This window comes from Streptomyces sp. NPDC004732 (genome assembly GCF_040609235.1).
In the GTDB taxonomy this organism is placed as follows: Bacteria; Actinomycetota; Actinomycetes; order Streptomycetales; family Streptomycetaceae; genus Streptomyces.
The window spans coordinates 835,804-848,930 of sequence record NZ_JBEXJR010000002.1; the positions used below are offsets into that span (position 1 = coordinate 835,804).

At 71.5% G+C, this 13,127-nt stretch carries 9 protein-coding genes; 5 read left to right on the top strand and 4 right to left on the bottom strand.

The features are described 5' to 3' along the window. Positions 1-93: 93 nt before the first annotated feature. Both ABZV77_RS08490 and ABZV77_RS08495 read left to right on the top strand, forming a co-directional pair. A complete protein-coding gene (locus ABZV77_RS08490) occupies positions 94-1,047 on the top strand; it encodes a hypothetical protein (RefSeq protein ID WP_356251941.1) in 954 nt (317 codons plus the stop codon). A gap of 208 nt (positions 1,048-1,255) precedes the next feature. Then, positions 1,256-2,146 carry a serine protease gene (locus ABZV77_RS08495; protein ID WP_356251944.1) on the top strand — a complete coding sequence of 297 codons (891 nt, stop codon included), beginning with the start codon at positions 1,256-1,258 and terminating at the stop codon, positions 2,144-2,146. A 74-nt stretch (positions 2,147-2,220) separates the two neighbouring features. Here ABZV77_RS08495 and ABZV77_RS08500 read toward each other — a convergent pair whose 3' ends face one another. From ABZV77_RS08500 to ABZV77_RS08515, 4 genes are all read right to left on the bottom strand, one after another. Further along, on the bottom strand, positions 2,221-2,664 hold the full coding sequence (locus ABZV77_RS08500; RefSeq protein ID WP_356251947.1) for an SUKH-3 domain-containing protein: 444 nt from the start codon (positions 2,662-2,664) through the stop codon (positions 2,221-2,223). 2 nt (positions 2,665-2,666) lie between these two features. Continuing rightward, positions 2,667-7,286 (bottom strand): DUF6531 domain-containing protein, encoded by a 4,620-nt coding sequence (locus ABZV77_RS08505; protein ID WP_356251950.1) that lies wholly within the window; start codon positions 7,284-7,286, stop codon positions 2,667-2,669. 93 nt (positions 7,287-7,379) lie between these two features. After that, the gene (locus ABZV77_RS08510; RefSeq protein WP_356251953.1) at positions 7,380-8,021 is read right to left on the bottom strand and encodes a hypothetical protein; all 642 of its coding nucleotides are present in this window, start codon (positions 8,019-8,021) and stop codon (positions 7,380-7,382) included. Between the two features lie 80 nt (positions 8,022-8,101). Then, the gene (locus ABZV77_RS08515) at positions 8,102-8,644 is read right to left on the bottom strand and encodes a DinB family protein (protein ID WP_356251956.1); all 543 of its coding nucleotides are present in this window, start codon (positions 8,642-8,644) and stop codon (positions 8,102-8,104) included. Between the two features lie 211 nt (positions 8,645-8,855). On the opposite strand from ABZV77_RS08515, the gene ABZV77_RS08520 reads away from it, so the two are divergent. The 3 genes from ABZV77_RS08520 (at position 8,856) to ABZV77_RS08530 (ending at position 13,085) form a co-directional block, all read left to right on the top strand. Next, on the top strand, positions 8,856-11,117 hold the full coding sequence (locus tag ABZV77_RS08520) for a hypothetical protein (protein ID WP_356251958.1): 2,262 nt from the start codon (positions 8,856-8,858) through the stop codon (positions 11,115-11,117). After that, positions 11,107-12,543 carry a hypothetical protein gene (locus ABZV77_RS08525; protein WP_356251961.1) on the top strand — a complete coding sequence of 479 codons (1,437 nt, stop codon included), beginning with the start codon at positions 11,107-11,109 and terminating at the stop codon, positions 12,541-12,543. The genes ABZV77_RS08520 and ABZV77_RS08525 overlap by 11 nt, the downstream gene beginning before the upstream one ends. A gap of 248 nt (positions 12,544-12,791) precedes the next feature. After that, positions 12,792-13,085 (top strand): hypothetical protein, encoded by a 294-nt coding sequence (locus tag ABZV77_RS08530; RefSeq protein WP_356251963.1) that lies wholly within the window; start codon positions 12,792-12,794, stop codon positions 13,083-13,085. The last annotated feature ends 42 nt before the right edge of the window (positions 13,086-13,127 follow it).

Consider the following 13,127-nt stretch of genomic DNA (forward strand, 5'->3'; position numbering starts at 1 on the left):
CGTCAGCCCCAAGGGGGACGCCCCAGGGGGCCCTGCCGGTTCCGCCCTCATGCACCACTTTCCGCCGCACCCGCGAAGGGACACGACGCCCCCATGGGAACCCCCACCGAACACCCCGCACTCCTCCCCATAACCCACGCAACTCTGGCAGCGGATCCACGACTTCTGACGGCCGTACGGGACATCGGCGCCCGGCGCGGCTTCGACTACACGGACGACGCGGCGACGGCGGACCTCCTGAGGGAGCGCAGGAAGGCGGTCCGCGGGGCGGGGAACAGCGCCCCCGGCTGGCTCGGCGGGCTTGCGGTCGTCGCGGGCGTCTGCTGGCCCCTGCTCTCCCCGGCGGTCCCCGCCCTGGCGGACCAGCCCCCGGCGGCCCGGTTCGGCCCGGCGGCCCTCCTCCTCTGCCTGACGGTCTGGCTCTGGGCCCTTGTGTGGCGGCGCTGGAAGCGGGAGTTGCTGCATCCACTCCTGTCGGGCTACCGCGAGGTGCTCGGGGTCGCACAGGCGCATGGGGCACCGGTGACGCATGTGCCGGACTGGCTGGTGGGGCGTTCGGACAGCGGGGAGGGCGGCGGGACGGGGCGCGGGGTGGCGCCGATTCCCTCGTACGAGGCGGTGGGGGCGACGTATGAGGCGGTGGAGGCGACGGAGGCTCCGGGCAGCGCAGAAACTCCGCACTCCGACCCCAATACCCCGATTCCAGCAAAAACGGCCACAGTGTCCCAATACGAGGCAAGGGCGGACGAAGGCGGCTGGCACGACGAGTTGGGGTGGATCCTCCTGTTCGCGGGCGGGATCGGGATCGCGTGGGGGTACACGCAGGACGCGCCGGTCGGCTACCTGGCGGGGGCGCTCATCCCGCTGGCGATCGTGACGTGGCTGGCGGGCAGTCGGCAGGGCGACGAGAAGCGGGCGCTGCGCGAGGAGGCGGTGGCGTACGTACGGGCTCTCGCGGCGGCGCAGGCGGCGGGCGCGCGGGTGCCGGAACTGTCGCCCGTATTGCGGAAGTTGTACGCGGAGGAATTCGAGGGCGGCAGGGAATGAACCCGCCCCGCACATTCCCCCTCTCTCTTTTCGGCGCGCGGGAAACCGTTCGAGATGGTTGAACGACTAAGCAATTGCAGGGCAGTTCGACGGTTCGGCAGTTCGGCAGTTCACGGCTGCTGACACCGCCCTCTGGTCCGGACTTTTCGCGCGCCAAGTGATTCCGCAATTACTGCCAAACGGACGCACGAAAGAGAAGCCACCCCCCATGCGAACCCCCCAGAGAACCCCCCTGCGAACCCCCACACGCAAGTCCTCCGTCGCCGCCGCTCTCGCCGCGACCGGCGCGGCCCTGGCGATGGTCGCCACCTCCGCCCCCGCGGCGCACGCGATCATCGGCGGCACCGAAGTCTCCAACGACGCGTACCCGTTCATGACGGCCGTCCTGTCGAAGGGCTCGGGCAGCGCGCTCGACCGCCAGTTCTGCGGCGCGAGCCTGGTCACCCCCGACACGGCCGTGACGGCGGCCCACTGCCTGGTCGACGACGCGGGCAAGCCGGTCAAGCCGAAGACGCTGCAGGTGGCGGTGGGCCGTACGGTCCTGTCCTCCCGCCAGGGCCAGATACGCAATATCGCCAAGGGCGGCGTGGTCGTGCACCCGCGCTACCTCAAGGGCAAGGAGGCGTACGACGTCGCCTTCCTGCAGCTGGAGAAGCCGGTCCGCGGCATCTCCCCCGTCGCGCTCCCCACGCAGGGCACCGACGCGCTGATCCGCCCGGGCCAGAAGGCGACGGTCGCGGGCTGGGGCAACACGGACACGGAACTGACCCACACCCCGGACCGCCTGCGCCAGGTGAGGGTCCCGATCCTCTCCCACGCGGAGTGCGGGACGAGCTACAAGGAGTACGACTCGAAGGTCAACTTCTGCGCTGGCGTGGAGACGAAGGACTCCTGCCAGGGCGACAGCGGCGGCCCCATCTTCCGCAAGGTCCCCGGCCGCGAGGCCCCCATCCTGATCGGCGTCGTCTCGTACGGCGACGGCTGCGGGGCGCAGGGTGCGCCCGGCGTGTACACGTCCCTGAGCTCGTCGAAGCTGTGGAAGACGCTGGACGAGTCGCCGTCGGGCAAGAAGGTCAAGCGGGCGCTGAACCGCCGCTGACCGAGGACGGATAACGCGGGGGTGGCCCGGGGCGCGTGCCGTCACGGCGCCCCGGGCCACCCCTCAGCGGCGATTCACCGAATGCCCTGGATGAGTTTCTCCAGTGCCTCGTCGCCGGTCGCGGCGAGCAGCGTGACGCTGTCCATGCCGACGTAAAACCTGCCGTCCGGCGCGATGCCCAGGTAGGTGTTCCGGCGGTCGGCCTCGCCGACGGGATACAGATATGCCCCGGCTTCCTCGCTGAGCACGTCGAAGATTTCGTCGTCCCATTCGGCCGCGAGAGGGTCGAGCCGGAAGCCCATGCGGGCCATCGTCCGTCCCGGGCCCCGCTCCTCGCTCGCCAATCCGCCGAATTCGGCGAGGAAGAGCCGCGCCGCCTCGTGGATCTCGAAGCCGCCGTGCTCGTGCAGGACCCTCTCCCACTCGGCCGTGGGAACGGATCGCCCGGGGTGCCAGCCGGCCGCCCGCAGCACCCGATCGGTCTCCGCGGACCAACGCCCGCCGGACTCTTCACTCATCTCTAGGTCACCGCCGTGATTCCGAATTGGTCGAGCACATGCTGACATGACGAACAGGGCGCCTTCGGCACACCGTGTTTGGGATTGCCCGCCGCGCGTACGTCCACCGCCGCGCTCACGCCGCCGCGCGGATCGTGCCCGGCGTTCATGGCGTTCGAGAGGGCCTCCGCCTCACCGCACCGGCCGTGCTGGTTCCCCACCGGGCGCAGCTCCGCCGGAACCCTGTCGTAGGCGGCCTGCACGTCCGGGTGCAGGCTGTGGTTTCCGCCGCCCTTGAGGCTCGCGCCGCTGAACGTCCCCTGATGTCCCGGCACCGTGAGACCCGCCGTGCTCGTCGGCCTGGTCTGCTTGCTGGCGCCCGGCCTGGCCTGTTCGAGATCGGCCCGGTCGCGAGCGGCCTGCAGGGCGCGCTCGCAGTCCGGCGCCAGACCCAGCGGGTCCACCCCCGTGAAGGGATTCGACGCGTACGCGCGCGGGTTCGGCCCCGGTGCGAGATCGAGCGGGTCCAGGGATACGTACCGGCCCGTCTCCGGGTCGTAGTGACGCTGGTAGTTGTAGTGCAGCGCCGACTCGGGATCGTGGTACTGCCCGGGCAGCCGGAGCGGGCAGTACGCGCGGTCACCGGACGCCTCGTTGTCCAGGGGCGCACCCCACACCGTGGCCCGGGAGCGCCACGCCAGCTCGCCCTGCTCGTCGCACAGCTCCGCGGGCGCACCGACCACGTCGGTGACGATCGAGTAGAACTCCTCGTCGATCCACTCCTGCTCCGCGTCAGGGCGCTCCCGGGCCCCGGCGACGCGCTCGACCTGTGTGACCGGGCTGAAGCGGTCCCTCTCCCAGTCCCACGTCGTGCATCGGAGCGGCTCGTCGACGGACCACCTGACCTGCTCCGCGAGCACGAAGCCGTCCCAGGCGAACCGCACCTCCTCCACGACGGTCTCGCCGTCGGCGGCGAGCCGCCGCTTCGCGATGCGTCGGCCGAACGGATCGTACAGATACGCCCACTTCGCCCCGTCCGGTGTGACCACGCCGACCAGCCGGTCCTGGCTGTCCCACGTGTAGTGCCAGACGTCGGCCTTCCGGGAGAGCCGCTTCCTTCGCCGCCGCACCACGCGGCCCTGGGCGTCGAAGTCGTAGCGGACGCCGCCGGGCCTGCCGGCGCCACCGTGCGTGCTCCCGGAAGACGTGGCCGTCTGCGCCCCGGGCCACTCGCCGGACGTCACGTTCCCCGCCGCGTCGTAGGCGTACCGCTCCGACCAGGTGTCGGCCCGTACCCCGGTGATCCGTCCGGTGCCGTCGACGTCGATGGTGCGGTCGCCGCCGACCAGGTCGTGGATCGCGTGGACCGTGCCGTCCGACCGGTAGCGGTACGTCCGCTCCTGCACCCGGCGCCGCTCGGGCCCGTTCGGCGAGAGTCCTGCGGTCACCGTCTGGGAACTCAGTCTGCCGTTCGCGTCCCAGCCCTGGCTGAGCACGGCCGCGCCCGCCCGGCGCTCGATCTCGCGGCCGGACGCGTCGTAGTCGAAGCTGACCGACCGGCCCGCGGTCCTGAGCAGGACGGGCCGGTCGCGGCCGTCGTACTCCCAGTTGCTCTCGGCGTTCGACGGCGTCACCCGGCGCGTGCGCCTGCCCAGCGCGTCGTAGGCCGAGCGCACGGTCGCACCGTTGCAGGTCTCGGCCAGGACCCGGCCGAGGGCGTCGCGTTCGTACGCGACCTCCCCGTGCTCGCCGCGCACCACGCGAAGGTTGCCCATCGGGTCGTGCTCGTAGCTCGTGATGCCCTCGGGAGCCCGCTGTTCCAGGATCTTGCCGAGCAGGTCCCGCACGTACTCGGTGGTCTCGCCCGCACCGTTCGTCTGCGCGATGAGCTGCCCGGCCGCGTCGTGGCGGTAGCTCCGCGTACGGCCCTCGAAGTCCTGCTCGTGGGTGAGCCGCCCGGCTCCGTCGTAGCGGTAGGTCCAGGTGGCTCCGAGCTGGTTGGTCACCGACGTGACCCGCAGCTCGCCGTCGTAGGCGAAGCGCAGGCATGATCCGTCCGGCTCGATCCGCTTTTCCAGCAGGTCGAACGTGCCGTACTCGAAGCGGGTCACGCGGCCGACGGTGTCCTCGTACTCGACGAGGTTGCCCTCGCCGTCGTAGGTCCGCCGTTCCGTGCTGCCGTCGGGCAGGGTGCGCAGGGCGAGCCTGCCCTCGGGCGTCCACGCGAAGGCGGTGCGGGAGCCGTCCGGGCCGGTCTGCGCGACCAGCCTGCCGAAGGCGTCCCGTTCGTACCGCGTCGTCGCGCCCTCGGCGTCGGTCGTCGCGACGGGCAGCCCGGCCGCGTCGGTCTCCAGCAGGGTCGCGCGCCCCGTGGCGTCGGTGATCGTGGAGATGCCACCGGCCTCGTCGTACCCGTAGGAGATCCGGGCCCCGGTCGGGTCGGTCTCCGCCGTGAGACGGCCCGCGGAGTCGTGCTCCATGCGCCAGACGGCACCGTCCGGCTCGGTCACCGTCGCGGGCCTGCCGTGCTCGTCGAGCTCCGCGACGCTCTGCAGGCCGTCGGGGCGCAGCACACGGGTCGGCACGCCGTGCTCGTCGTACTGGTAGCGGGTCGTCCGCCCGAGCCGGTCCGTGCGCGAGAGCAACCGGTCGTACCGGTCCCATTCCGAGTACGTGGTGTGCCCGAGCGGGTCCGTCTCGGACACGAGCTGGCGCAGCTCGTTGTGCCGGTATGCGGTGGTGCGGCCCAGCGAGTCCGTGTAGCGCGTCTCGCGGTTCGCGGTGTCGTACGCAACGGTGCAGGAGAGGCGGCCGTCGGCGCCCTCACCCGTGACGCAGCGGTCCTGCTCGTCGTACGTGAAGCGGTACCAGCCGCCGTTGCGGTCGGTCCAGGAGGTGATGCGGTTGCGGCCGTCGTACGTGAGCTTCAGCGGCGCGCCACTGGAGTTGCGGACCTCGGTGAGATTGCCCCGGCCGTCGTCGCTGTAGCCGTAGGACAGCAGGGTGATGCTCTCGGGCCCCGCCTCCGCGTCGTCCAGGCTCAGGCGGGTGACGCGGCCTCCGTCCGTGTCGACGCGCAGGTGGCGCCCGGCGGAGTCCCGTACGGCCGTGGGGGTCCCGCTCTCGTCGCGGTCGAAATCGATGCGCCTGCCGGTGCGGTCCGATATCGCCGCCAGCGGCATCACGAAGGCCGTGTCGTCCGAGCCGGGCGTGCCCAGCGGAGCGAAGTGCCTGACCAGGCCCGTCTGCGGATCGGAGATGCGGATGGGGGCGCCCGGGGAGCCGTCCCAGTCCAGCGGCCAGCGCGGCCCTTCCTCGGGCATGACCGAGGTGCCGGGCAGCGGCACCGGATAGAGGAGGATCATGCCGTCCTCGGCGGCGAACACAACGCCCTGAGTGTCCAGTTCGAGTCGTTCGTCGAGCGTCGAGGACCAGGAAGGACCGAACCACCGGCCCCATCCGTACGTCGACAGATGGGTGCGCCGCAGGACCAGCGGCAGCAGGCCCGGGAGGTCGACGTCGGTCTCCTCCATGAGCATCTCGCCGGAGACCATGTCGATCGGGTCGCCGTTCTTGCAGCGCGAGGCGGCCTTCTTGCCCGCACCCGCCGCGTCGTCGGCGCCCTTGCGCAGCCCTCCCTTGCCCAGGCCCTTGGCCATGGCCTTGAGACCGCCCTTGGCCCCCTTGGCGAGTTTCGCGGCGGTGGTGATGCCCTTGCCGCCGGGGATGCAGTCCATCGCGGCGAAGGCCACATCCATGAGGCCCGCTTGGCCTTTTGCGTATTTGTTGAGTGTGTCCGCGAGGACGATCACGGCGGCCACGATGACGATGGCGGCGAGGATGGGGCCGCCGATGATCATCGCGATGACACCGACGACCGCGACGACGACCTTGCACACTTCGACGATGGTGTCCCAGTTGTCGGAGACCCAGTCGCCGACCTCCTCCCACCACTTGCGGTTCGGGATGCCCGCGTCGGACGCCTCGTCGATCTTCTTCTTGGCCGTGCCCGCGGCTTCCTCGCGCATCTTGCGGGCGTCGTCGGCCATCTTCTTCGCCGCGTCCAGCGCGCTCTGCGCGGAGTCCACATCGCCCTGCGCGGACTTCTGCGCCTTCTCCGCGGAGTGCGCATTGCGGGTGGCGGCCTTGACCTTGTCCTCGTCCGGCTTGGGCACGTCCTTGCCGCCGCCGGGCTTGTCTTTGTCGTCCTTGTACTTGTCGGCTTCCTTGCCCGCCTTGTCCACCCACGAGTCGGCCGAGGTGAGGCGGGACTTGGCTGAGGTCAGGTCGGCCTGCGCCTCGCGGCCCTTGACCAGCGCCTTGTCGGCCAGGGTCTGGGCGCGCTCCAGATCGGGCCAGTACGCCGACAGCGCGTCCCCGGCCATCTCGTAGCTCTTCTTGAGCTTCTTCAGCTTGTCCGGCGCGTCCTCGAACTTCTCCGTGAACGCGTCCGCGGTCTTGCCCACCCACTTCAGGATGGCCTCGTCGCCCGCCATCCCCTTGATGTCCCGCAACACCCGGCCGACATCGTCCGCGAAGTCGTGGAGGTTCTTCGCCAGCGACCGCACCCGGTGCGGATCACCCGGCGTCGGATCCTTCTCCAGGTCAAGGACATGCCAATCCCGTGGCCGATGGCCCCCCATACGTCTCCCCCGATACGCGCTTCACTTCACCGATCGTGTGCTGGGGCGAAGTTACTAGCAGCTCGTCAGCGAGGGGAAGTTCTCCCGTCGCCCCTACTCCGCAAAGCGGAACGTGGACGTCACCGCGTCGAAGATGTCGAAGAAGGAGTCCGCGAGCTCCAGGAGCTGGCTGCTGCCGGAGACCAGGGCGACCTTGCCCTCCTGGCCGGGGACCGGGATGAAGGTCTGCATGAGGACCACGCGGATGGTGCGCTCGTCGCCGGGGACGGAGATGTCCTCGATGCCGTGCGTCCGGGCCGCGGGGCCGACGCCCGGGATGTCGACCGTGGTGACCTTGCGCCATGCGTCGCCCTCCCGCTTGGCCTCGCGGACGCCGAGCTGGGCGACGATCTGGTCCGGCGCGGTGGGGAGCACGTCGCCGTCCGGGGTGCGGGCGCCGACCAGGGAGACGGTGACGGAGCCCGTCACCGGCGTACCGCCACCGAAGCTCTCCGCCATGCAGCCGCAGTACAGCGCGCCGGACTGCCACGCGTCCTTCGATGCCTTGCGCAGGAACGCCTCGAAGGTCTCCCGGTGCGGGGCCAGCTCCGGGCGCGCCCGGACCCGGTCGTTGATCATCTGCCGGATGGCGGCGTCGCGCGACTCCGGGCGCACGTCGAACTCCCACCACGTCTCCGGCACCTTGATGCTGAAGCCGCCGCGGGCGATGGTCTGCGGTGCTGTGTAGCGGGCCATGACTGGCACCCTCTCCGTCCCCCGGAACCGACTGTTCTCGACCGCCAGCCTACGGGGGCGGGCTGCCGGAGGGGGCGGGGCTACTCCCCCGTCGCCCCGTCGATCCGCTCCCTCAGCAGATCGGCGTGGCCGTTGTGGCGGGCGTACTCCTCGATCATGTGCGTGAGGATGTAGCGCAGCGAGTACGTGTCGCCGCGGAAGTCGACGGTGATGTCGAGGGAGCCCACGCAGTTCAGGGCCTCCACGATGCCGCGGGAGCGGGCGCACTCCGCGTGCCAGATCTCGAACGCCTCGTCGGCGTCCGCGTCCGCCACGTCGAAGTCGGCGTGCTCGCCCGGGACCCGGCCCGTCCAGTGGGCCTGCGACGCCTCGCCGTTCAGCACGCTGCGGAACCAGCTCCGCTCGACCTCCGCGAGGTGCCGGACCAGGCCGAGCAGCGACATGTCCGAGGGCGGTACGGCCCGCTCCTTGAGCTGCTCGGCAGTCAGACCGGCGCACTTCATCGCGAGGGTCTCGCGCTGGTACTGGAGGAAGCCGGTGAGTGAGGCGCGTTCGTCGGCGGCGGCGTACGGGGGGTCGGTTCTGCGCGGGCCGGACACGGGAGCAGGTATCTCATCGGGCATCGGGCCATCATGCCGATGCCGGGCGGCCGACGCGCGGAGAATCCGCGCCCTGACTCTCTCCGGGGCCCACCCGGGCCCACCGGGCTTCACCGGACAGGGCCGGTGCGGGCCCGCCTCTCGCGCCGGGTGACACGGACCGCTGCCATGGTCCCCCGTCCATCGCGACAGTAAAGTGCGCCGCACCAGCAAACGCACCAGGGGGACGGGACGCATGGAAGCGACGGGCCGTCAGGCGGATCGCCGCAACGGAAGCAGGGCTCCCCACTGCAAAAGGGGGCGTGGGTCCGGAGCGGGCCGCAGTACCTTCCGCCGCCCCCTCGCCCGGTGGCCCCGCCTCATACTCTTCGCCGCCTTCCTCCTCCCCTTCCTCGCCGCCGCCCCCGCCCTGGCCGCCGCCCCCGAACCACCCCCGCAAGAGCCCACCCGAGCCGCCGCCCTCGCCGCTCACCTGCGTGCCGACCCCGTCTACGTCACCGATCAGCTCCCCCGTGCCGTGCCCCGCTCCACCGCCCCCGAGTTCGCGAAGCTCGCCAAGCGGACCGGGGTGCCGACCTATGTGCTCGTGCTGCCGAGGGCGGGGATCGGGGAGGAGAACGAGGGGCTGCTCGGGGCCGTGCACGATCGGCTCGGGCGGGACGGGCTCTATGTGCTCGTCGACGACGGTGGCGTCGCCGCCGCCAGCGCCTTCGGCGTGCGGGTGCCGACCGACGACGCGCGGACGGTGCAGCAGTACGAACTCCCTTACGACGCCGGGCCGCTGCTCAGCTTCGAGCGGTTCGTCGAGGTCGTCGCGGAGGGGAGCAAGAAGGCGGCGCGGCATGCGGAGGACGCTCGGGCCGAGTACGCCGGACACGGGCCCCACGGCGAGGGGTACAAGGAGCCCGAGCCGCTGCACATCGGGCCCACCGACCGCCGGAACCAGTCCTTCCTGACCGGCATCGCCCTTGCCGCCCTGCCGCTGCTCGTTCTGCTGCTCGCTCCGTATGTACGTCGGTGGTGGCGGCGGCGTCGGGCCGCACCGAACCCCGCTCCCGCCCCCAACCTCACCCCCACCCAGCTGCTTTTCAAAGGGTCGGAGCCCGCTAACGCCCGCTTCCGGTGGACCGTCGTCTCCGTCGCCGCCGCCCTCGCGGGCATCGTCGCCCTCACCGCCACCCTCCTCTTCGACCAGACCACGTCGAGTGCCGCTCCCCCGCCCACCGGCACCGACATGACGGCCCGCGTCGAGCGCGTCGCGGACGGGCTGCGGCGCGATCCGGTCTACACCGATCCGGAGAGCCCGCGGGTTCTCAGTGGTCGGCGGATGGCCGAACTGAGGCAGCGGGTCGGGGAGTTCGAGGGGGGCCGGGTGTACGTCGCCCTCGTTCCGCAGCTGCCGGAGGACGAGTCCGCGGGCGAGGCCACGGCGTTCGCCGACGCGCTGCACGCCCGGCTCGACAAGCCCGGCGTGTACGTCGTCGCCGACCCGCTGGCGGGTGGGATCGACATCATCACGTACCACGTACGCATCGACGCGAACCTCATCGCCTTCGACGTACCCGACGCGATCCGTTACGGCGACGAAGACGACCGTTCCGACGACCACCGGCTCGGCGAGCGCCTCGACCGGCTGATGACGTTCCTCGACAAGGCGCCCCGCACGGACCCGCCCGAGACCTCCTCCTACGGTGACGCGGCTCCCGATCCCGTCGAGGAGAGCGCGCTCCCCCGCCTGTTCAGCGGGGACTTCTGGCCGGGTCTGATGGTCGGCGCGTTCGGCGCGCTGCTGGTCTTCGGGGTCGTGGCGGGGGTTCTCGGGGTGGTGCGGCGCGTCATGCGGCGTGGGGCGGCGCGTGGGTCGGGGCGGGGCGCGGCGGGCGGAGGGTCCGGTGCGGGCCCTGCCTTCGAGGCGCCCACCGAACCCTCCGCCTCCTACCTCCGCAACACCGCTCATGACGAACTGGCCGCGCTCATACGGGAGTTTGATCCGGACGCCGCTCTCCCCTCCGCCCAGCGCACCCGCGTATGGGACTGCATCGACACCGCCACGCTGCTCGCCGACCGGGCGGGGGCGGGGCAGGACGCCGCGGGGCCCGACGGGCGCGTGGACGACGACGTGCCGCCCGCCGACCTCGCCGCCGCCGTCACCCTCGCCCGCATGGGCCGCGCCACCCTCGCCACCGGCGAAACCAACAAGCCGAGCTGCGCGTTGAACCCGCTGCACGGACCGGCCACCGCCTGGCGCGACGCCCAGTACGCGCCCGAGGACGGCAGGCGTCGCACCATCCCGGTCTGCGCCGCCTGCCGCGCCCTCGTGACGGAGGATCCCGGCCGCGCCCACACGCTCCGTCTCACCCTGCCCGGTCCGGGGCGCGGGCGGGACGGCGGCGGCGACCGTGTGCTGTACGAGGACGCTGCGGGGCCGTTGCCCGCCGCCCGTAAGGGTGTTCCCCAACTCATCCGCAAGGTACGGGAGTACGCCGGTGTCCAATGACCTGAAGCGTGGTGCGGCGCGGCCGTCCGCCGCCCCCACGGCCTCCCCCGCCCTGTCCGTGCTTCTCCCTCTCCTCACTGTCCTCACTGTCCTCGCTCTCCTCGCCTTCCTCGGCCCACTGGGCGCCACCACCCCGGCGTCCGCCACCCCCGCCCCCAGCCCGGGCAAGAAGATCGCCGACGCGCTGCGCACCTCGCCGGTGTACGTCGACCCGTCGTACGCGGAATCCGCCGTACCGCCCGCCCGCCAGAAGGAACTGGCCGCGCAGATCCGGAAGGCAGGCCTCCCGATCAAGGTCGCGCTCGTCCCGCTCGCCAAGGGCGACGCCTTCGGCGGCAACCCCGACACCCTGGCGGCCGTCGTCCGCGACCACCTGGGCGACCGGGGCGCGGAGGGCATCCTCATCACCACCGAGGAGTGGAACGACGACATCCGCGGCTTCGAGTGGCCGGGCGAGGAGCACCAGGCCAGGGATGCGGTGGGCGCGGTCGGCCTCATGGACGAGTTCGACGACGCCGGGCTCGGCGAACTGACCGCCGAGGCGATCCGCCTCATCGAGCGGGGCGACGGAAAGGCGGAGTACAAGAAGGCGACCAAGGAGCTGGACCAGCAGCTGGACGACGATCTGAGCGATCACGCCGACGACAGCACGGGCGCCACCAGCGGTTCCGGCCGCTCTGGTGACTCCGGCCGACCCGTGTGGCCGGTGCTCGTGATCGCCGTCGTCGTGGCGGCCGCGCTGCTGTCCGGCGCGGCCCTTCTCGTACGTTCCGGACATCGCCGCCGCTCCCCCTCCGGCCCTGCCGCCCGCTCCCGCGCCCCCTTCGCCTTCCCCCAGGCGGTGTTCGCGGCGGCGCACGCGGCCGACGAGGCCGAGCTGCGCCGTCGCGCGGAGACGGAGGTGCTGACCCTCGGCGAGGCCGCGCGGGCCGCCGACACCGAGACGACGCCCGGTCTTCAGCGGGCCCTCGACGCGTACGCCGCCGCGGGCACCGTCCTCGACTCCGCACGCGGGCTGCCCGACCTGGCCGGGGTCCTGGCCCTGGTCACGGAGGGCCGCGACGCCCTGGCCGGTACGCCGGACCCGCTCCCCCTCTGCTTCTTCAACCCCCTGCACGGCCGTGCCGCCCGCACCATCACCTGGCGCCCCCTGGGCCACCGCGACCAGCTGCGGGTCGCCGCCTGCGCCGACTGCGCCCGCGCGGTCCGCGAACGCCGCGCCCCTGAGGTCCTCACCGATACGTCGGAGGCCGGGCCCGGCGGAGTCCCGCTCCCCTACTTCGAGGTGGACGCGGCCACGAGCGTGTGGGCGGCCACCGGATACGGCTCGTTCATCGGTGGCGGTGACGGCGGCCACTCCGACGCGGAGGACGGGCTTGCGCGGCGGGTGGCGCGCGGGGACTTCTCGCGGGGGCGGCGCGGCTGAATCTCGCGGTGAGCGGCGGGCGGCGCGGCCGAATCCCGAGGGGAGAGGGGCCGCGCGGCTGAATCCCGGGAGAACCGAGAAGACCTTACTTCCCCAGGACATCCACAGAACGGGCGCCGCCGAAGCGGGATGATCATGGCAAAGTAGTACCCCGCGCAAAGCGGCGCGCCGAATAGGTAGCGTTGGGATTGCGCCAACGGGGCCGGAATCAGGCACAAATCCGGCAAGCACGGCAAGAACGGGGAGACATGTCCGGATCGGACCTGGTCGTCGACTTCCAGCTGCTCAACAAGTCGGCCAGCCAACTGAGCGCCATCGAGAAAGAGTTCAAGAATCTCGGTGAGTGGAAGGACGACATCCAGACCGCGGTCGGTGCGTCCGACATCAAGGACGCGATGGGCGATTTCGTCGACAACTGGGACAAGAACCGCAAGCGCCTTCTCGAATCGCTGGAAGAGGTCGGGAAGATGGTCGAGAACACGCGGGACGCGTTCCAGAAGCTGGAGGACCAGTTGTCGAAGAAGGGCAAGAAGGGGAAGTAGCCGCTTCATTCTGGCTTGTTCGAGTTATTCAGGATATTCGGG